General features: G+C 72.2%; 18 protein-coding genes. 6 read left to right on the forward strand and 12 right to left on the reverse strand.

What is annotated here, in order from left to right; all coding sequences use genetic code 11:
• Positions 1-3: 3 nt before the first annotated feature.
• The 4 genes from OG852_RS40670 to OG852_RS40685 form a co-directional block, all read right to left on the reverse strand.
• Positions 4-2,517, reverse strand: a complete 2,514-nt coding sequence (locus OG852_RS40670) for a SpoIIE family protein phosphatase (protein ID WP_330350484.1) — start codon at positions 2,515-2,517, stop codon at positions 4-6.
• A gap of 121 nt (positions 2,518-2,638) precedes the next feature.
• A complete protein-coding gene (rocD, locus tag OG852_RS40675) occupies positions 2,639-3,916 on the reverse strand; it encodes an ornithine--oxo-acid transaminase (protein WP_443064607.1) in 1,278 nt (425 codons plus the stop codon).
• Positions 3,913-4,746: a dimethylargininase gene (gene ddaH, locus OG852_RS40680; RefSeq protein WP_133915224.1), complete on the reverse strand. Its 834-nt coding sequence runs from the start codon at positions 4,744-4,746 to the stop codon at positions 3,913-3,915. Before ddaH ends, rocD begins: the two co-directional genes overlap by 4 nt.
• Positions 4,747-4,821: 75 nt before the next feature.
• Positions 4,822-5,334 (reverse strand): Lrp/AsnC family transcriptional regulator, encoded by a 513-nt coding sequence (locus OG852_RS40685; RefSeq protein WP_133915223.1) that lies wholly within the window; start codon positions 5,332-5,334, stop codon positions 4,822-4,824.
• Positions 5,335-5,412: 78 nt separating this feature from the next.
• On the opposite strand from OG852_RS40685, the gene OG852_RS40690 reads away from it, so the two are divergent.
• Genes OG852_RS40690 through OG852_RS40705 form a run of 4 tightly spaced genes read left to right on the forward strand, consistent with a single transcriptional unit; the run spans position 5,413 to position 9,467 of the window.
• A complete protein-coding gene (locus OG852_RS40690; protein WP_133915222.1) occupies positions 5,413-6,162 on the forward strand; it encodes a LytR/AlgR family response regulator transcription factor in 750 nt (249 codons plus the stop codon).
• Between the two features lie 2 nt (positions 6,163-6,164).
• Positions 6,165-6,524: a hypothetical protein gene (locus tag OG852_RS40695; protein WP_133915221.1), complete on the forward strand. Its 360-nt coding sequence runs from the start codon at positions 6,165-6,167 to the stop codon at positions 6,522-6,524.
• 10 nt (positions 6,525-6,534) lie between these two features.
• Positions 6,535-8,265, forward strand: a complete 1,731-nt coding sequence (locus OG852_RS40700; protein WP_330350485.1) for a sodium/solute symporter — start codon at positions 6,535-6,537, stop codon at positions 8,263-8,265.
• Positions 8,262-9,467, forward strand: a complete 1,206-nt coding sequence (locus OG852_RS40705; protein WP_133915219.1) for a sensor histidine kinase — start codon at positions 8,262-8,264, stop codon at positions 9,465-9,467. The genes OG852_RS40700 and OG852_RS40705 overlap by 4 nt, the downstream gene beginning before the upstream one ends.
• On the opposite strand, the gene OG852_RS40710 is transcribed toward OG852_RS40705, so the two are convergent.
• From OG852_RS40710 to OG852_RS40730, 5 genes are all read right to left on the reverse strand, one after another.
• Complete coding sequence (locus OG852_RS40710) at positions 9,468-9,638, reverse strand: hypothetical protein (protein ID WP_133915218.1); 171 nt, start codon at positions 9,636-9,638, stop codon at positions 9,468-9,470.
• A gap of 97 nt (positions 9,639-9,735) precedes the next feature.
• Positions 9,736-10,686, reverse strand: coding sequence for a cytochrome c oxidase assembly protein (locus OG852_RS40715; protein WP_330350486.1), 951 nt, complete (start codon positions 10,684-10,686; stop codon positions 9,736-9,738).
• A 159-nt stretch (positions 10,687-10,845) separates the two neighbouring features.
• Positions 10,846-11,871 (reverse strand): 6-phosphofructokinase, encoded by a 1,026-nt coding sequence (locus OG852_RS40720; RefSeq protein ID WP_133915216.1) that lies wholly within the window; start codon positions 11,869-11,871, stop codon positions 10,846-10,848.
• A gap of 189 nt (positions 11,872-12,060) precedes the next feature.
• Positions 12,061-12,789 (reverse strand): type 1 glutamine amidotransferase, encoded by a 729-nt coding sequence (locus tag OG852_RS40725; RefSeq protein ID WP_133915215.1) that lies wholly within the window; start codon positions 12,787-12,789, stop codon positions 12,061-12,063.
• Between the two features lie 20 nt (positions 12,790-12,809).
• A complete protein-coding gene (locus OG852_RS40730) occupies positions 12,810-14,048 on the reverse strand; it encodes a MurT ligase domain-containing protein (RefSeq protein ID WP_133915214.1) in 1,239 nt (412 codons plus the stop codon).
• Positions 14,049-14,204: 156 nt separating this feature from the next.
• Here OG852_RS40730 and def point away from each other — a divergent pair, with 156 nt between their 5' ends.
• Positions 14,205-14,759: a peptide deformylase gene (gene def, locus OG852_RS40735; protein ID WP_330350487.1), complete on the forward strand. Its 555-nt coding sequence runs from the start codon at positions 14,205-14,207 to the stop codon at positions 14,757-14,759.
• A gap of 81 nt (positions 14,760-14,840) precedes the next feature.
• On the opposite strand, the gene OG852_RS40740 is transcribed toward def, so the two are convergent.
• A complete protein-coding gene (locus OG852_RS40740) occupies positions 14,841-15,485 on the reverse strand; it encodes a TetR family transcriptional regulator (RefSeq protein ID WP_133915212.1) in 645 nt (214 codons plus the stop codon).
• A gap of 178 nt (positions 15,486-15,663) precedes the next feature.
• On the opposite strand from OG852_RS40740, the gene OG852_RS40745 reads away from it, so the two are divergent.
• Positions 15,664-16,890 (forward strand): acyl-CoA dehydrogenase family protein, encoded by a 1,227-nt coding sequence (locus tag OG852_RS40745; protein ID WP_133915211.1) that lies wholly within the window; start codon positions 15,664-15,666, stop codon positions 16,888-16,890.
• Between the two features lie 151 nt (positions 16,891-17,041).
• Here OG852_RS40745 and OG852_RS40750 read toward each other — a convergent pair whose 3' ends face one another.
• Entirely contained in the window at positions 17,042-17,278 is a 237-nt protein-coding gene (locus OG852_RS40750; protein ID WP_133915210.1) for a DUF6213 family protein, read from the reverse strand.
• Between the two features lie 25 nt (positions 17,279-17,303).
• On the reverse strand, positions 17,304-18,689 hold the full coding sequence (locus tag OG852_RS40755) for an NADP-dependent succinic semialdehyde dehydrogenase (RefSeq protein ID WP_133915209.1): 1,386 nt from the start codon (positions 18,687-18,689) through the stop codon (positions 17,304-17,306).
• Positions 18,690-18,726: the final 37 nt, after the last annotated feature.

The following is an 18,726-nucleotide window of genomic DNA, read 5'->3' on the forward strand; positions in this document are numbered from 1 at the left end:
GCGTCACACGCCGGGGTCCGTGAGCGACTGCTCGGCCCAGATGATCTTTCCCTCGCCGAGGAACCGGGTGCCCCAGCGCTCGCTGACCTGGGAGACCAGCAGCAGACCGCGGCCGCCCTCGTCCGTGGTGCGCGGATGGCGCAGATGCGGGGCGGTGGCGCCGCCGTCGAAGACCTCGCAGACCAGGGAACGCTCGCGGATCAGCCGCAGCCGGATCGGTCCGGTGGCGTACCGGATGGCGTTGGTGACCAGCTCGCTGACCACCAGCTCGGTCGTGAACGACAGTTCCGGCAGCCCCCACTCCACCAGCCGCCGGCTCGCGGTCCTGCGTGCCTCGGCGACCGCGGCCGGATCCGCGGGCAGCTCCCAGTCGGCGACGCGGTCCGCGGGGAGCCGGTGCGTCCGGGCCATCAGCAGCGCCACGTCGTCGTACGGACGGGCCGGGACGAGCGCGTCGATCACGCTCCGGCAGCGCAGGTCCAGACTTGGCGCCCGCCGCTCCAGCGCCTGCCGCAGCCGGGTGCGGTCGGCGTCCAGCGCCCACGCGCCGCCCTGCGCCAGCAGCCCGTCGGTGTGCAGCGCGAGCGTGCTGCCCTCCGGCAGGGTCAGCTCCACCGACTCGAACGGCAGTCCGCCCGCACCGAGGGCCGGCCCCTGCGGCAGGTCCACGAAGGTGACCTTCCCGTCGGGCAGGACGACCGCCGGGGCGGGGTGCCCGGCGGCGGCCATCGCGCACCGGCCGTCGACGGGGTCGTACACGACGTACAGGCATCCGGCCCCCTGCGCCTGCGTGCCCGCCTCCAGTCCCTCGTCGCGGGCCATGCGGGCGACCAGGTCGTCCAGGTGGGCGAGGACCTCCTGCGGCGGGAGGTCCAGGGCGGCGAGGGTGCGCACGGCGGTCCGTACGCGTCCCATGGCCGCGGCGGCGTCGATGCCGTGTCCGGGCACCTCGCCCACCACCAGCGCCACCCGCGCCGCCGACAGCGGGATCAGGTCGTACCAGTCGCCGCCGAGGCCGGTCAGCTCGTCGGCGGGCCGGTAGCAGGCGGCCACCTCGACGGCCTCCTGCTCGGGCAGCCGGTGGGGGAGCAGATCGCGCTGGAGCACCAGGGCCGCGTCGCGCTCGCGCGTGTAGCGCCGGGCGTTGTCCACGCAGACGGCGGCCCGTGACACCAGGTCCTCGGCGAGGGCCAGGTCATCGGCGTCGAAGGGCTCCCGCGGCCCGCGCCGCAGGAACGTGGTGACCCCCAGGGTGACTCCCCGGGCCCGCACGGGGACGACGAGCACGCTGACCGGATCGCCCGGGGCCGCCGCGGGCAGGTTCCCCAGCCATGTCTCGGCCGACGCCTCGAGACGTTCACCGTGCCAGGGGCGGCCGGTGCGCAGACAGCGCACCGGGGGCGAGTCGGCCGGGTAGACGACGCCGGGAGCGACGGCCCCGGCCGAACCGCCCACGCCGGCGCCCCGCAGCCCCGCCCGACGCAGGGTGACCGCCTCCTCGGAGCGGACGGGGCCGGGTTCCGTACCGGGCGGGGGCGCGACGGACGGCCCGCGGGTGGGACGCGTACCGAGTGGGGGCGGGCCGGGCAGCGCCGAGCCCGGTGGGTCCGGGCTGGGTTCCGCGCCGCGCAGGACCGGGGACGGCAGGTCCACGGCGACCGCGTCGGCGAAGTCGGGCACGGCCACGTCGGCCAGTTCCTGGGCGGTGCGGGCGATGTCCAGGCTGCCGCCGATGCACCGCCCCGCCCGGTCGAGCAGGGCGAGCCGCTGCCGGGCGCGGTGGCGGTCGGTGATGTCGACGACCGTGTAGTACACGCCCACCGGATTGCCGCGGCCGTCGTCCAGCCGGGTGAACGACAGCATGTGCGCCGTCTCCCGGTGCGGCGCGGCCCGTACGTGCCCGACGTGCTCGTAGCCGACCACCGTCCCGCCGTCGGCGAGCACCCGCCGCATCTGCGCCTCGGCCGCCGCCGCGTCCAGCCCCGGCTGCACGTCCCCGAGCCGCAGCCCCAGCCGCTGCTCGGGCCGGCCCCCGCCGAACCGGGCCAGCGCGTCGTTGGACCACACGAACCGCAGGTCGGTGTCGACGACGGCGATGCCGATGGGGGAGTCGGACACCATCTGCTCCAGCACGGAGCGGCTCATCGCCCAGCCGGGGGCGTCGCCCATCTCGCTCAGCAGCACCAGCCTGCGGTCCGCCCCGCCGGGCTCGTCGGCGCAGGTGACACGGGCCATGACCGGGACCGGCCGGCCGTCCCCGCGCCGGGCGGACAGCAGGCCGCTCCAGCCGCCGTCCCGACGGCACCGTTCGAGGATCTCCGGCACCCGGCCGGCGTCCCCCTCGGTCAGCAGTGCGGCCAGGTCCCGGCCCACCGCGTCGGACGCCGGGTACCCCAGCAGCCGCTCGGCGTCCCTGGTCCAACTCGTGACCACGCCCAGCCCGTCGAGCAGCAAGGGCGCGGCATCCGCCACGTCGAACCGCCGGCGGGCAAGGCCGTCCTCGTCGAGTGTGCCCACGGTCGACCTCTCTGTCGCTGAGAGTGGTCTACCACCTCTTGACCCCATCTTCACCCTGCCTGCACGAGCCCGGCCAAGCCACCCGGGAGCCCCGGCTCACCCCCGGGTGCGGCCGGTCCGCTCAGGCCCCCTGAGCGAGCACCCTCCCCAACGCCTCCAGCGCCGACCCCAGTTCCTCGCCCGTGATCGTCAACGGCGGCGCCAGCCGAATGGTCGAGCCGTGCGTGTCCTTGACCAGGACGCCCTCCCGCATCAGCCGCTCGCTCACCGCACGGCCGCTGCCCAGGGCCGGGTCGATGTCGACGCCCGCCCACAGACCCCGGGCCCGGAAGCCGACGACGCCCCGGCCGACCAGACCGGTCAGGCCGTCCCTGAGGACGCCCCCCAGCTCCGCCGCCCGCTGCTGGAACTCCCCCGTCTCCAGCAGGTCCACCACCGCCGTGCCGACCGCCGCCGCCAGCGGATTGCCGCCGAAGGTCGACCCGTGCTCGCCCGGCCGCAGCACCGACAGCACCTCCCGCCGGCCCACCACGGCCGACACGGGCACGATGCCGCCGCCGAGCGCCTTGCCGAGCAGGACGACATCGGGGACGACCCCCTCGTGCTCCACCGCGAGGGTCCGCCCCGTGCGGCCCAGCCCGGACTGGATCTCGTCCGCGACGAACAGGCAGTTCGCCCGGCGGGTCAGCTCCCGCACCCCGGCCAGGTAGCCGTCGTCCGGGACGACCACCCCCGCCTCGCCCTGGATCGGCTCGATCAGCACCGCGGCCGTGGTCTCGTCGACCGCCGCCTCCAGCGCCGCCAGATCGTTGTACGGCACGATCCGGAAGCCCGGGGTGAAGGGGCCGAAGCCCGTCCGGGCCGTCTCGTCCGTCGAGAAACTCACGATCGTCGTCGTACGGCCGTGGAAGTTCTCCGCCGCCACCACGATCGTCGCCCGGTCGGCGGGGACGCCCTTCACCTCGTACGCCCACTTGCGGGCCACCTTGATGCCGCTCTCCACCGCCTCCGCGCCGGTGTTCATCGGCAGCACCATGTCCAGGCCGGTCAACGCCGCGAGCCGTTCGGCGAAGGCGGCGAGCCGGTCGTTGTGGAAGGCGCGCGAGGTGAGCGTGAGCCGGTCGAGCTGACGGTGCGCCGCCTCGATCAACCGGGGGTGGCGGTGGCCGAAGTTGAGGGCCGAGTAACCGGCCAGCATGTCGAGGTAGCGGCGGCCCTCCACGTCCTCCACCCAGGTGCCCTCGGCACGGGCGACGACCACCGGCAGCGGGTGGTAGTTGTGCGCGAGGACCGGTTCCTCGGCACGGATCAGCTCGGCCGAGGAGCGCGCGGACACGGCCTCGGACACACCGGCGGGCACGGCCTCGGGCGAACGCGCGGGAACGACGGGAGCGGTCATGAGCGGATCTCCTGAGTGCAGCACTTGATGCCACCGCCGGCCTTCTGGAACTCCGACAGGTCGACGGGGACGGGGACATAGCCGCGCTCGTCCAGCCGGGCGGCGAGGGCCTCGGCCCGGGGCGCGATGAACACATGACGGCCGTCGGAGACCGAGTTCAGGCCGAACGCCATCGCGTCGTCGCGGGTGGCGAGCACGGCGTCCGGATAGAGCCGCGCGAGGACCTCGCGGCTGCCCGGCGAGAACGCCTCCGGGTAGTACACGATGTTCTCCTCGGGGCCGGCGTCCAGCACGAACAGCGCCGTGTCCAGGTGGTAGAAGTGCGGGTCCACCAGCGTCAGGCTGATCACCGGATGGCCGAAGAACTCCTGCACCTCGCGGTGCGCCTCACGCGTCGTACGGAACCCCGTGCCGGCCAGCACGTACCGGCCGGTCCACACCAGGTCGCCCTCGCCCTCGCAGACGTTCTCCGGGCGGTGCACGTCGTAGCCGGCGGCCTTGAACCAGGTGTCGTAGAGCGCGGACTCGGGGCGCCGCTCGGGCGCGTGGAAGAGCGAGCCGAACACCCGGCCGGCCACCACGACCGCGGAGTTCGCGGCGAAGACCATGTCCGGCAGACCGGGGACCGGTTCCACGGTGTCGACGGTGTGTCCGTGGGAGCGGTAGGCGCGGATCAGCGACTGCCACTGCTCCTGGGCGAGGTCCACGTCCACGGGGGTGTCGGGACGCATCCACGGGTTGATCGCGTACTGCACGGCGAAGTGTCTGGGTTCGCAGACGAGAAAGCGCCGCGCACTCGGCCTGCGGCCGGTGGTCACACTCTCGGGCATGTCCCCAAGGTAAGAAGCGACAGCGGAGCGCTACAAGCGACGAACGCTGCGTGTTCACGCAGGAGTGCTGCGCAGTCAGCCCTGTTCACGCAGGTTCGCTGCGTCATCGGGCGCGGCGTGGGTGGCTCCCGCCTCCGGGCTGTCCGGCAGCAGATGCGACAGCACCATCACACTGATCGTCTTGCGGATGAACGGCTCCACCCGGATCCGCTCCAGCACCTCCTCGAAGTGCTCCACGTCCCGCGCCCGCACATGCAGCAACGCGTCCGCCCCGCCCGTCACCGTCATCGCCGCGGTGATCTCCGGATGGTTGCGCACCACCTCCGCGAGCCTCCGCGGCGGGGCCGCGCCCTCGCAGTACACCTCCACATACGCCTCCGTGCGCCAGCCCAGCGCCGCCGGCTTCACCGTGGCCGTGAACCCCGTGATCACCCCGGTGTCCCGCAACCGGTCCACCCGGCGTTTGACCGCCGTCGCCGACAGGCCGATCGCCGACCCGATCTCCGCGAAACTGGTCCTGGCGTTCGCCATCAGAGCGGTGACGATCTTCCGGTCGAGCTCGTCGAAAGGGGCAGTGCCGCTGTTCATGCGGGCACTGTATCCAGCGGATCCGTCCACACCCCGGCACATGTCCAGCCGCGCCGTTCACCCCTACACTCCACGTTCATGCTGCGCGCCCTCGCCGTCGACGACGAACGCCCCTCGCTCGAGGAACTGCTGTACCTGCTGAACGCCGATCCCCGCATCGGCAGCGTGGAGGGCGCCGGCGACGCCACCGAGGCGCTGCGCCGCATCAACCGGGCGCTGGAGTCAGGCCCGCACGGTCCCGAGGCCATCGACGTCGTCTTCCTCGACATCCAGATGCCCGGCCTCGACGGCCTCGACCTGGCCCGCCTCCTCACCGGCTTCGCCCGCCCGCCGCTGGTCGTGTTCGTCACCGCCCACGAGGACTTCGCCGTGCAGGCATTCGACCTCAAGGCCGTCGACTACGTCCTCAAGCCGGTCCGCAAGGAACGCCTCGCCGAAGCCGTGCGCCGGGCCGCCGAACTGCGCGGCAACCCGCCCCGCATCCCCGTCCACGAACCCGACCCCGACCACATACCCGTCGAACTCGGCGGCGTGACCCGGTTCGTCGCCGTCGACGACATCACCCATGTCGAGGCCCACGGCGACTACGCCCGGCTGCACACCGACCGCGGCCACCACCTCGTCCGCATCCCCCTGTCCACCCTGGAGGAACGCTGGCGGGCCCGCGGCTTCGTCCGCATCCACCGCCGCCATCTCGTCGCCCTGCGCCACATCGGCGAACTCCGCCTCGACGCCGGCACGGTCAGCGTCCTCGTCGGCGACGAGGAACTCCAGGTCAGCCGCCGCCACGCCCGCGAACTGCGGGACCTGCTGATGAGGAGGCCGTGACCATGCCGCAGGACCCCGTCGAGCGGCGCGTCGTCGTCACCGGCCCGCCCCGCCGCACCCGGCGGGCCTTCGGCTACTACCGCCCACGGACCGAGATCGACGAGCAGACCACCCTCGGCCACACCTATGTCCGCTCCCTCATGCGCTCCCAACTGCGCGCCGCCCTCGCGGTGTTCGCCGTCCTCGCCCTCCTCGTCGGCCCCCTGCCGCTGCTCTTCGCGGCGATGCCCGACGCCCACCGCCTGGAATGGGCCGTCCTCGGCTTCTGCCTCTACCTCCCGCTCGTCCTGCTGGCCCGCTGGTACGTCCGCCGCGCCGAACGCAACGAGCGGGACTTCGTGCGGCTGGTCGAGGACCGGTAGGGCCGGGCCCATGAACTCGGCGTACGCCGTGCCCGCTGTCGCCCTGGTGGTGGTCGCGACCGTCCTCGTCGGCGCCTTCGGCCTCAGGATCTCCCGCACCACCTCCGACTTCTACGTCGCCTCGCGCACCGTCGGCCCCCGCCTCAACGCGGCCGCCATCAGCGGCGAGTACCTGTCCGCCGCCTCCTTCCTCGGCATAGCCGGACTGGTCCTCGTCCAGGGCCCCGACATGCTCTGGTACCCCGTCGGCTACACCGCCGGCTATCTCGTCCTGCTCCTCTTCGTCGCCGCCCCGCTGCGCCGCTCCGGCGCCTACACCCTGCCCGACTTCGCCGAGGCCCGCCTCGCCTCCCACACCGTCCGGCGGCTCGCCGGCACCCTCGTCGTCGGCGTCGGCTGGCTGTACCTGCTGCCCCAGCTCCAGGGCGCCGGACTGACGTTGACCGTCCTCACCGGGGCGCCGGACTCCCTCGGCGGGCTGATCGTCGCGGTCGTCGTCGCCGCGACCGTGGCCGCGGGCGGGATGCGCAGCATCACCTTCGTGCAGGCCTTCCAGTACTGGCTCAAGCTCACCGCCCTTCTCGTCCCCGCGCTGTTCCTGGTCCTCGCCTGGCAGGGCGACGGAGCCCCCCACCACGCCTTCGCCGAACCGGCCGCCTTCCGCGAGCAGCGCACGGTCCGCGTCGACGACACCCTCGAACTGAAGCTCGACAGCCCGCTGGCCGTGACGGTGGACGGCGCCGTCGACGGCCGCCGGCACTCCGGCACGCTTCTGAACCTGCCCGCCGGCACCCACCGCATCGACCGCGGCACCCGGCTCACCTTCGCCGGGGGCACCCCCGTCCCCACCGCCGAGCGCGGCAGCAACGGCGGCATGTCCACCTCCCTCGCCGCGGGCCGCGAGGAACGCCCGCTGTACGCCACGTACGGACTGATCCTCGCCACCTTCCTCGGCACGATGGGACTGCCGCACGTCGTCGTCCGCTTCTACACCAGCCCGACCGGAGTCGCCGCCCGCCGCACCACGGTCGCCGTCCTCGCCCTGGTCGGCGTCTTCTACCTGCTCCCGCCCCTCTACGGCGCCCTCGGCCGCCTGTACACCCCCGAACTCGCCCTCACCGGTGACGCCGACGCCGCTGTCCTGCTGCTGCCGGACCGGATGATCGGCGGCGTCGGCGGCGACCTGCTCGGCGCCCTGGTCGCCGGGGGCGCCTTCGCCGCGTTCCTGTCCACGGCGTCCGGGCTGACCATGGCCGTCGCGGGCGTCCTCACCCAGGACGTGCTGCCGGCCCGGGGCGTACGCCACTTCCGGCTGGGCACCGCGCTCGCCATGGCCGTACCGCTCGCCGCCAGTCTGCTGGTGGGCGGACTGCCGGTGGCCGACGCGGTGGGCCTCGCCTTCGCGGTGTCGGCGTCCTCCTTCTGCCCGCTGCTCGTCCTCGGCATCTGGTGGCGCCGGCTGACCCCGCCCGGGGCGGTCGCCGGGATGGTGGTGGGCGGCGGTTCGGCGTTCCTCGCGGTCGCGGCGACGATGGCGGGCCTGCCGGTCACGGGCGGGCTGCACGCCCTCCTCGCCTGGCCCGCGCTGTGGTCGGTCCCGCTGGGCTTCCTCACCATGATCCTCGTCTCGCTGGCCACCCCGGGCCGCGTCCCGGCCGGCACGGCGGCGATCCTCGCCCGCTTCCACCTCCCGGAGGAACTGCGCACGGAGGAACTCAGGACGACGGAGGCCACCCCATGAGCGGGTTTCTGGCGGGCGTGTGCATGGCGATCCTGCCCTTCCTCGCCCTCGGCTTCTGGCTCGGCCGGCGCACCGCACGCCCGGACAGCCGGGGCGGCCTGGGCACCCCCGTCGAGCACGCCACGTTCCAGACCCTGCACACCGCCTCGCTCGCCGCACCCCCGCTGCGGGCGGGCCTCACCGAGGAGACGGCCCGCAAGTCCGCCCGCAGACTGCGCACCCTCCTCGGCACGGACGCCCTCTGCCTCACCGACCGCGAGCAGGTCCTCGCCTGGGACGGCGTGGGCGCCCACCACCGCGGCGAGATCATGGAACGCCTCGCCGGCCCCCTGGACAGCGGCCGGGGCGAGGCCTTCCGCCTCGCCTGCGACCACGCCGACTGCCCCGTCCGCTGGGCCGTCGTCGCCCCGCTGACCGTCGACGACCGGGTGCACGGCGCCCTCGTCGCCTGCGCGCCCCGTGAGTCCGCCGTACTGGTCCGGGCGGCGGGGGAGGTGGCCCGCTGGGTCAGCGTCCAGCTGGAACTCGCCGATCTCGACCAGTCCCGTACGAAACTCATCGAGGCGGAGATCAAGGCCCTGCGCGCCCAGATCTCCCCGCACTTCGTGTTCAACTCGCTCGCCGTGATCGCGTCCTTCGTCCGCACCGACCCCGAGCGCGCCCGCGAGCTGCTCCTGGAGTTCGCCGACTTCACCCGCTACTCGTTCCGCCGGCACGGCGACTTCACCACCCTCGCCGACGAGCTCCACGCCATCGACCACTATCTGGCCCTGGTCCGCGCCCGCTTCGGGGACCGCCTCGCCGTCACGCTCCAGATCGCCCCCGAGGTCCTCCCGGTCGCCCTGCCCTTCCTCTGCCTCCAGCCCCTGGTGGAGAACGCCGTCAAACACGGCCTGGAGGGCAAGGCGGAGAAGTGCCACATACAGATCACGGCCCAGGACGCCGGCGCCGAGGCCCTGGTCGTCATCGAGGACGACGGCGCCGGCATGGACCCGGTCCTGCTGCGCCGCATCCTGGCCGGCGGGGTCAGCCCCTCGGGCGGCATCGGCCTGTCCAACGTCGACGACCGGCTCCGCCAGGTGTACGGCGACGACTACGGCCTCGTCATCGAGACGGCCGTGGGAGCGGGGATGAAGATCACCGCCCGGCTGCCGAAGTACCAGCCGGGCGTCCACTCGGCGGCCCGGCTCGCTCCCGGGTGATCAGCCGGTCTTCAGCACGATCATGGCCAGGGTGATCAGCCCGAGCACCACCCAGCCGAACCACAGCCAGCCGTTGCTGCCGAGGGCCACCGTGTAGGCGGTCACCGCGACGAGCCCGCCGATGGTGAGCACCCCCATGGTCTTCGTGGAGCCGTCCGTGGAACCTGCCATCGCGACACCCTCCTCAGGGCCGCCCTCCGCCGGGCGTGTCCACCTCCATGGTGCCCCGGCTCACGCTCCGGCGCCCCGGATTCGCGCGGCCGGGCCCTCAGCGCCCCCGGGCGTCGAGCGAGGCGAGGTAGGCGTTGTACGCCTCCAGCTCCTTGTCACCGTCCCGGTCGGCGGCCCGGTCCTTGCGCTTGGCCTGCCGCTGTTCGGAGCCGTACCACTGGAACAGCAGCGCGATCAGCACCAGCACGGACGGAATCTCACTGAACGCCCACGCGATGCCGCCCGCGGCGTTCTGATCGGTCAGCGCGTCGATCCCGAGCGAGGCCGGCGGGTTGCGGAACGTGTCGACCATCGGCTCGGACGCCATCATCAGCGCGATGCCGAAGAACGCGTGGAACGGCATCCCGGCGAACAGCTCCAGCATCCGCATCAGATGCCCGGGCCGGTGCGGCCCCGGGTCCACCCCGATGATCGGCCAGAAGAACACCACGCCCACCGCGAGGAAGTGCACCATCATCGCGAGGTGCCCGACCTTCGAGCCCATCAGGAAGTCGAAGAGGGGACTGAAGTACAGCGCGTACAGCGAGGCGATGAACATCGGAATGGTGAACGCCGGATGCGTGATGATCCGCATGTACCGGCTGTGCAGCAGCATCAGCAGCAGCTCACGCGGCCCCTTGCGCCCCCCGCCGGCCGCCGGCAGCGCCCGCAGCGCCAGCGTGACGGGCGCGCCCAGCAGGATCAGGATCGGCGACAGCATGCTGATGACCATGTGCTGCACCATGTGCACGCTGAACATGACCATCCCGTAGTCGTTCAGGGCGGTGCACATCACCAGCATGATCGTCAGGACTCCGACGACGAACGACACGGTCCGCCCCGCCGACCAGGCGTCCCCCCGCCGCCGCAGCCGCACCACACCCCACCCGTACAACCCGAGCCCGGCCAGACAGGCGACCAGGAAGAACGGATCAGCCGACCACTGAAGCCCCCGCCCCAGCGTGAACGGCAGTAGATCCATATGCGTGCCGTGCCCGCTGTGTTCCATGGTGGGCGGCTCCTGATTCGTGGGGGGTTGTGCGTTTCCTGCCGCCCCCAGAGTAGAACCGCCCCCGGCCGAACTTTCGACCGGGGGCAGGACAGCCGACCTGAAAGGGGCGCGGGGAACCGCGCGAGCAACCACACACGACCCGCACCCGCCGGACGGCTACAGCACGCACTCCGCTTCCGCGTACCGCTCCGCCGGCACGGTCTTGAGCGTCTCCACGGCCTCCGCCAGCGGCACCATCACGATGTCCGTCCCGCGCAGGGCCGTCATCTTCCCGAACTCCCCCCGATGCGCCGCCTCCACCGCGTGCCACCCGAAGCGGGTCGCCAGCACCCGGTCGTACGCGGTGGGCGTCCCACCCCGCTGCACATGCCCGAGGATCACCGGACGGGCTTCCTTCCCGAGCCGGTCCTCCAGCTCGATGGAGAGCTGCCGGGCGATCCCGGCGAACCGCTCGTGCCCGTAGATGTCCTTGCCGCCCTCGTCGAAGTCCATGGTCCCGGCCCGCGGCTTGGCGCCCTCCGCCGCGACGACGATCGCGAACCGCTTGCCCGCCTCGAACCGCTCACCGACCCGCCGGGCCAGCTCCTCGATGTCGAACGGCCGCTCCGGTACGACGATGGCATGGGCGCCCGCCGCCATGCCGGACTGCAGCGCTATCCAGCCGGTGTGCCGCCCCATGACCTCGACGACCAGCACCCGCTGGTGCGACTCGGCGGTGGTCTTCAGCCGGTCGAGCGCCTCGGTCGCGACCCCGACGGCCGTGTCGAAGCCGAAGGTGACGTCGGTGACCGCGATGTCGTTGTCGATGGTCTTCGGCACGCCGACGATCGGCAGCCCCGCGTCGGACATCAGCCGGGCCGCCTTGAGGGTGCCCTCACCGCCGATGGGGATGATGGCGTCGAGCCCGAGCTCCTCCACGTGCCCCCTGGCCCGCTCCACGCCGTCCCGCAGATGGGAGGGCTGGACGCGGGAGGAGCCGAGGATGGTGCCGCCGCGGGCCAGGATGCCGGCCACCGCGTCGAGGTCGAGCTTGAGGTAGTCGCACTCCAGGAGGCCCTTCCAGCCGTCCCGGAAGCCGATGACCTCGTCGCCGTGGTCGGCGACGGCACGGTGCACGACGGACCGGATGACGGCGTTCAGGCCGGGGCAGTCGCCGCCGGACGTGAGGACACCAATGCGCATAGCCCGAAAAACCTTCTCCACGAGGGCCGGATCCGGACCACGTCGTCCGGCTCGATCCCCGCCACCCTAGCGGCAGGAGGGGGCGGGGCCGAAGCATGCGTCCGCCTGCTGGACGTGCCTGCTCACCTGTGCGGACGTACCGTCAGACGGGCTGCTGACGGTGCCCTGAAAAGCAGGTGAACACATGGATCACGCAGGCTGCTGCGCGGCCGCGATCCGTTCGTTGCGCAGCGCCTCGTACCAGCGGTCGTCGGTCGGCGGAAGCGCGTTCACGTCGAGCGCCAGCTTCAGCAGCAGGTCCGCGATGAGCGGGTTCCTGGCCAGCACGGGCCCGTGCATGTACGTACCGAACACGGTGTCGTTGTACGCGCCCTCCGTACCGTCGCCCGTGCCGTTGCCCCGGCCCATGCTGACCCGGGCGAACGGGCGGGCGGTCGGGCCGAGATGGGTGACGCCCTGGTGGTTCTCGAAGCCCGTCAGGGACGGCAGCCCGAGCCGGGGGTCGATGTCGGCGAGGACGTCACCGACGCACCGCTCGCCCTCGCCGCGCACCGTGGTGACGTCGAGGAGGCCGAGGCCCGGCTGGCGCTGGCCGACGTCGTTGACGAACTCGTGGCCGAGGATCTGGTAGCCGGCGCAGACCGCGAACACGATCGCGCCGTTGTTCACCGCCTGGAACAGGTGCCCGTCGCGCAGCAGCCGCTCCGCCGCGAGCCGCTGGGGCCGGTCCTCGCCGCCGCCGATGAGGTAGATGTCGCCGGAGGTGGGGATCGGCTGGTCGCTGCGCACGTCGAGGCGGGCCACGTCCAGGCCGCGCTGCCGGGCGCGGCGCTCCACGACCAGGACGTTGCCCTGGTCGCCGTAGGTGCTGAGCAGGTCCGGGTAGACCCAGACGATCCGCAGTTGGTTGTCGCTCATGAACTGGTCGTCCTTCGTGGTCAGTTGCCGACGCGGCGGCGCAGGTCCTGGAACGCGGTGTAGTTCGCGATGACCTCGATCCGGCCCGGCGGGCACTGCTGCACGGCCTGGTCGACGCTGTCGCACACCTGGAAGTGCTGGTTCGCCACCTCGAGGCGCACCGCGAGGTCCAGCTTGCGGTCACCGATGACGAAGATCGGGTGGCCGGTCAGCCGCGTGTAGTCGACGTCCCACAGCCAGGAGGTGTCGGTGCCGTCGGCGCCGCGCGCGTTGACCGAGAGGATCACCGGGGCCGGTGCAGGATCGATCAGGCTGAACGTCTCGAGCCAGCCCGCGGGGTTCTTGGCGAGCAGCAGCCTGAGGTCACGGCCCTGGAACTGGACGACGTCATAGCGTCCGGCGACGGCCTGCACCTGGTACATGCGCTCCAGCGCGACCTGCGGCGGCACGCCGAACACGGCGGCGACGGCGGCGGAGGAGGCGGCGTTGGCCTTGTTGGCCCGTCCGGGCAGCTGGAGGTGGATGGGCCAGGCGGAGCCGTGCGGGTCGAGGACGTGGTCCCCGGACAGCGCCCAGCTCGGCTGCGGCCGGCGGAACCCGCACTCGCCGCAGAACCAGTCGTCGCCGGGCCGCTGCATGACACCGCCGCAGGACGGGCACGACCAGGCGTCGTCCTTCCACATCTGCCCGGCGGCCACCCACACCACGTTGGGGGAGGAGGACGCGGCCCACACCACCAGCGGGTCGTCGGCGTTGGCGACGACGACGGCCTTGGAGCCGGCGAGCCCCTCACGCCAGTTCTCCGCGAGCATCCGGGTCTCGGCGGCGCGGTCCAACTGGTCCCGGGAGAGGTTCAGCAGGGCGATGCACTTCGGGGCGGTGTCCCGCGCGACGCCGGCGAGGTACTTCTCGTCGACCTCGATGACGCCGTACTTGGAGTCCGACCCGCCCGCGAGCGCCGAGGTGATGCCGGCCGGCATGTTGGCGCCGAGCGCGTTGGACACGACCGGACCGGCGGCCCGCAGGGCCTCGGCGATGAGCCGGGTCGTCGTGGTCTTGCCGTTGGTCGCCGACACCAGGACCACGTCCAGGTTCTGGGCGAGCCGCGCCAGGAGATCGGGGTCGAGTTTGAGTGCCACCCGGCCACCGATCACCGATCCGCTGCCGCGTCCGGCCGCGCGCGATGCCGCAGCGACCGCCTTGCCCGCGGTCACGGCGATCTTGGCCCGCGGCGTGAGCGGGTCCGAGTTGCCTGCCATCAGTTCTCGATCCTCCTTGCGTACGCGCCGCGCCTCTGCCGTACGGCAACGTGGTAGGTGGTCAGCCTATCGAGATCCCCTCGCAGCCCCGAATCGCGGCACCAGCTCCCACGCGTACGGCATGCGCGTGTCAGAAGGGACCGTACCCTTGCCGCCATGCGACACGGCTCCATCCCGGGCGCGCACGGACGCGTCAGGCCCCTCACCCTCCTCGGCGACCCCGTCCTGGCACGGCCCTGCCGGGAGGTCACCGAGTTCGGCCCCGAACTCGCCCGGCTCGTCGAGGACATGTTCGCCACGATGTACGCCGCCCAGGGCGTGGGCCTCGCCGCCAACCAGGTCGGCGAACCCCTGCGGGTCTTCGTCTACGACTGCCCCGACGACGAGGACGTCCGCCACCTGGGCCATGTCGTGAACCCGAGGCTGGTGGAGGCGGACGGCATCGTCCTGCGCGGCCCGGAGGGCTGCCTCTCCCTGCCGGGCCTGGAGGCGGGCACGGAACGCCACGACCACGCGGTCGTCGAGGGCTTCACTGCGACCGGCGACCCCCTCACGATCCACGGCACGGGATTCTTTGCCAGATGCTTGCAACACGAGTGCGACCACCTGGAGGGCCGGGTGTACGCGGACCGCGTGGAGGGCTGGCGCAAGAGGAGACTGATGCGCCAGGTCAGCCGAGCGTCATGGCACGGGCGAGCGCAGCTTCTTTAGGGGCGCGGGAGCCGTGTCGATTCGCGGCTCCGCCGCGTGGGCGCGACAGGCCACAACGCACCCGCACCCGCCCCGCAACCCTCAGAAGCCCGGCCCCCCGATCTTGTCCCCCGCGGCGGCGAGCCGCCCCCACAGAAGATCCGCGAGACTCCGCACCAGCTCGGCCCGGGAACAAGGCCGTTCGCCCAGCCACCAGTCCCCGGCCGCGTGCATCATCCCGACGATCCCGTGCCCCCACACCCGGGCCACCCGCTGACTCTCGGGCCCGAGATCCAGCCGGTCCTCGATCACCTGAGCCAGTTCCTCGCCCATCCTGCGGAGCAACGGCGCGCTGTGCTTGCCCACGTCGAACCCCTGGTCGCCGCCCTGGCCCCCCTCGGAGGGGTGCATCAGGAACCGGTACACCTGGGGCCGCGCCTCGATGGCCGCGAGGTACGTGTCGAGGGTCGCCTCCACCCGCTCCCGCCGCTCCGCGGGCGCGTCCAGCGCGGCGCGCAGGGAGTCCAGCAGCGCGTCCGTGTGCCGCTTGGCCAACGCCGCGTAGAGTCCCCCCTTGTCGCCGAAGTGGCGATAGAGGATCGGCTTCGTGATGCCGGCCTCGGCGGCGATCGCGTTCATCGATGCCTGGGGGCCGTCCCGGAGCACCACCCGGTCCGCGGCCTCCAGCAACTCTCGCCGTCGGCGGTCGGCGGACCGCTGCTGCTCGGTCCGTTGTGTGGTGTCCATGTGCTCTCCCCACCCGTGATGTTTCGGTGACGCCTGCGCAAACTAACACCTGACAGCAGCCTGACAGCGAACGGGACTGAAGGCTCCCTGGCCGACCTCAGGAGTTGACTTTTCCTACCCGTGAGTAACAGACTCGGGGTTACCGCTAGTAACACGCACGCCCGCCGCTGGAGGGGACATGGCCGAGTTCACCATGGAGCTCAACGACGAACAGAAGGAGGTCCGGGACTGGCTGCACGGTTTCGCCGCCGACGTCATCCGCCCCGCGGCCGCCGAATGGGACGAGCGTGAGGAGACTCCCTGGCCGGTCATCCAGGAGGCCGCGAAGGTCGGCATCTACTCCCTCGACTTCTACGCGCAGCAGTACTTCGACCCCACCGGCCTCGGTATCCCGATGGCCATGGAGGAACTGTTCTGGGGCGACGCGGGCATCGCCCTGTCGATCGTAGGCACGGGCCTGGCCGCCGTGGGAGTCCTCGCCAACGGAACCGAGGAACAGATCGGCACCTGGATCCCCCAGATGTACGGCGACGTCAACGACGTCAAGGTCGCGGCGTTCTGCTCCTCCGAGCCCGACGCCGGCTCCGACGTCGCCTCCATGCGGACGCGGGCCGTGTACGACGAGGCCAAGGACGAGTGGGTGATCAACGGCACGAAGACCTGGGCGACCAACGGCGGTATCGCCAACGTCCACGTCGTCGTGGCCGTCGTCGACCCGGAGCTGGGCTCCAAGGGACACGCCTCCTTCATCGTCCCGGCGGGCACGCCCGGCCTCGCCCAGGGCCAGAAGTTCAAGAAGCACGGCATCCGCGCCTCGCACACCGCCGAGGTCATCCTCGACAACGTGCGCGTGCCCGGCTCCTGCCTGCTCGGCGGCAAGGAGAAGCTGGACGAGCGGCTGGCGCGGGCCCGGGAGCGGGCCAAGCAGGGCGGTGAGCGGGTGAAGAACGCGGCGATGGCCACGTTCGAGGCCTCGCGGCCCGCCGTCGGCGCGATGGCCGTCGGCACGGCCCGTGCCGCGTACGACTACGCCCTCGACTACGCGAAGACCCGGGAACAGTTCGGGCGGCCGATCATCGACAACCAGGGCGTGGCCTTCCAGCTCGCGGACATGCGGACGCAGATCGACGCGGCCCGTCTGCTGGTCTGGCGCGCTTCCTGGATGGCGATCAGCGGGAAGCCGTTCACGGCGGCCGAGGGGTCGATGTCGAAGCTGTTCGCGAGTGAGACGGCGAAGAAGGTCACCGCGCAGGCGATCCAGATCCTGGGCGGCAACGGTTACACCCGGGAGTACCCGGTGGAGCGGATGCACCGCGATGCCGCGATCTACACGATCTTCGAGGGGACGAGCGAGATCCAGCGCCTGGTGATCGCGCGGACGCTCTCGGGGATGCCCATCCGGTAGTACGCGGTAGTACGCGGCCTGCGGGCGCGTGGGGGCCGCGCGCAGTCCCCCGCGCCCCTGGCAGGCACGTCCACTGCACCCACCCAAGGGGCGCGGGGAACTGCGCGACAGGCCCCCACGCGCCCGCACCCGGCAACGAAACGCCAACCCCCTACGACGTCCCCCCGCTGCTGTGCGCGATGCACGCCACGTCGATGCGGTCGGCCAGCTTCGCCAGTTCGATCGTCAGCGCCGCCACCGTGTCCTCGTCGAGATCCTCCGCCCCCGCCTCGACGAGGTGCAGCCACCTCCCGCCCAGCGTGCGGAGCAACTTGCTCACATCGGCGGCAGACACCTGCAGGGTCCCGCGGTCGTCGACGATCAGGGGCAGAGTCACTTCGCGGTTCACACCCGGGATCGTAACCGCGCCGCGCTCACGCGCCGTGCCAAACCGTGGTGATGTTGCAGAACTCCCGGATTCCGTGCCCGGACAGCTCACGCCCGTACCCGGACCTCTTCACCCCGCCGAACGGGAACGCCGGATGGGACGCGGTCATCCCGTTCACGAACACCCCGCCGGCCTCCAGGTCCCGGGCGAAACGGTCCACCTCGGCCTCGTCCTGCGTCCACACGTTCGAACTCAGTCCGAAGGGCGAGTCGTTGGCGATGAGCACCGCCTCGTTCAGGTCGGCCGCCCGGTACAGCGTCGCGACCGGGCCGAACGCCTCCTCGCGGTGGATGCGCATCTCACGGGTGATCCCCGACAGGACCGTCGGCGGGTAGTACCAGCCGGGCCGGTCGGGACGTTCGCCACCGCACAGCACCGCCGCGCCGCCGCGCCGGGCGTCGTCCACCAGTTCTTCGAGGTCGGCCCGGCCCTGTTCGCTCGCCAGCGGACCCACCTCGGTGTCCTCCTCCAGCGGATCGCCGACCTTCAGCGCCTTCATCCCTTCGGTGAACCGCTCCGCGAACGCGTCGAACACGTCCGAGTGGACGATGAACCGCTTCGCCGCGATGCACGACTGACCGTTGTTCTGCACCCGGGCCGTCACCGCGACCCGCGCGGCCCGGTCGAGGTCGGCGGAGGGCATCACCACGAACGGGTCGCTGCCGCCCAGCTCCAGCACCGTCTTCTTGACCATCGCCCCGGAGGTGGACGCGACGGCCCGGCCGGCCGGCTCGCTGCCCGTCAGGGTCGCGGCCTTGACCCGCTCGTCGCGCAGGATCTCGTCGACCGCGCCCGATCCGATCAGCAGGGTCTGGAAGCAGCCCTCGGTGAAGCCCGCGCGATGGAACAGGTCCTCCAGGTAGAGGGCGGTCTGGGGCACGTTGGAAGCGTGCTTGAGCAGGCCCACGTTGCCCGCCATCAGCGCGGGCGCGGCGAACCGGATCACCTGCCACAGGGGGAAGTTCCACGGCATCACGGCCAGCACCGGCCCCAGCGGACGGTAGCGGACCAGGGCCCGGACGCCTCCCGAGTCCTCGACGTCGGCGTCGGCCGGCCGCTCGTCCGCGAGCAGTCCCTCCGCGCGCTCGGCGTACCAGCGCATCGCCTTGGCGCACTTCGCGGCCTCCGCGCGGGCCTGCTTGATCGGCTTGCCCATCTCGGTGGTCATCACCCGGGCGATGTCCCGCTGGTCCTCCTCCAGCAGGTTCGCCGCCTGGAGCAGCAGTCGTGAGCGATCGGTGAAGCTGCTCAGCCGGTACGTGCGGAACGTGGCCTCCGCGAGCTGGAGCCGGCGCTCCAGTTCCTCCTCGCCCATGGCCTCGTACGTCTTGAGCGTCTCGCCGTCCGCCGGGTTCACCGTCGCGATGGGCATGACCGACCTCCTGGAGAGCTGCCTGCTTCGACCTTCC

Origin of the sequence: Streptomyces sp. NBC_00582 (genome assembly GCF_036345155.1) — a bacterium.
Lineage (GTDB): Bacteria > Actinomycetota > Actinomycetes > Streptomycetales > Streptomycetaceae > Streptomyces.

Coding starts and splice junctions, on each gene's coding strand:
- OG852_RS40690 (WP_133915222.1), top strand. CDS start 5,413: ATGCTGCGCGCCCTCGCCGTCGACGACGAACGCCCCTCGCTCGAGGAA.
- OG852_RS40725 (WP_133915215.1), bottom strand. CDS start 12,789: ATGAGCGACAACCAACTGCGGATCGTCTGGGTCTACCCGGACCTGCTC.
- OG852_RS40695 (WP_133915221.1), top strand. CDS start 6,165: ATGCCGCAGGACCCCGTCGAGCGGCGCGTCGTCGTCACCGGCCCGCCC.
- OG852_RS40700 (WP_330350485.1), top strand. CDS start 6,535: ATGAACTCGGCGTACGCCGTGCCCGCTGTCGCCCTGGTGGTGGTCGCG.
- OG852_RS40755 (WP_133915209.1), bottom strand. CDS start 18,689: ATGCCCATCGCGACGGTGAACCCGGCGGACGGCGAGACGCTCAAGACG.
- OG852_RS40740 (WP_133915212.1), bottom strand. CDS start 15,485: ATGGACACCACACAACGGACCGAGCAGCAGCGGTCCGCCGACCGCCGA.
- OG852_RS40745 (WP_133915211.1), top strand. CDS start 15,664: ATGGCCGAGTTCACCATGGAGCTCAACGACGAACAGAAGGAGGTCCGG.
- OG852_RS40685 (WP_133915223.1), bottom strand. CDS start 5,334: ATGAACAGCGGCACTGCCCCTTTCGACGAGCTCGACCGGAAGATCGTC.
- OG852_RS40730 (WP_133915214.1), bottom strand. CDS start 14,048: ATGGCAGGCAACTCGGACCCGCTCACGCCGCGGGCCAAGATCGCCGTG.
- def (WP_330350487.1), top strand. CDS start 14,205: ATGCGACACGGCTCCATCCCGGGCGCGCACGGACGCGTCAGGCCCCTC.
- OG852_RS40705 (WP_133915219.1), top strand. CDS start 8,262: ATGAGCGGGTTTCTGGCGGGCGTGTGCATGGCGATCCTGCCCTTCCTC.
- OG852_RS40710 (WP_133915218.1), bottom strand. CDS start 9,638: ATGGCAGGTTCCACGGACGGCTCCACGAAGACCATGGGGGTGCTCACC.
- rocD (WP_443064607.1), bottom strand. CDS start 3,916: ATGACCGCTCCCGTCGTTCCCGCGCGTTCGCCCGAGGCCGTGCCCGCC.
- OG852_RS40720 (WP_133915216.1), bottom strand. CDS start 11,871: ATGCGCATTGGTGTCCTCACGTCCGGCGGCGACTGCCCCGGCCTGAAC.
- ddaH (WP_133915224.1), bottom strand. CDS start 4,746: ATGCCCGAGAGTGTGACCACCGGCCGCAGGCCGAGTGCGCGGCGCTTT.
- OG852_RS40715 (WP_330350486.1), bottom strand. CDS start 10,686: ATGGAACACAGCGGGCACGGCACGCATATGGATCTACTGCCGTTCACG.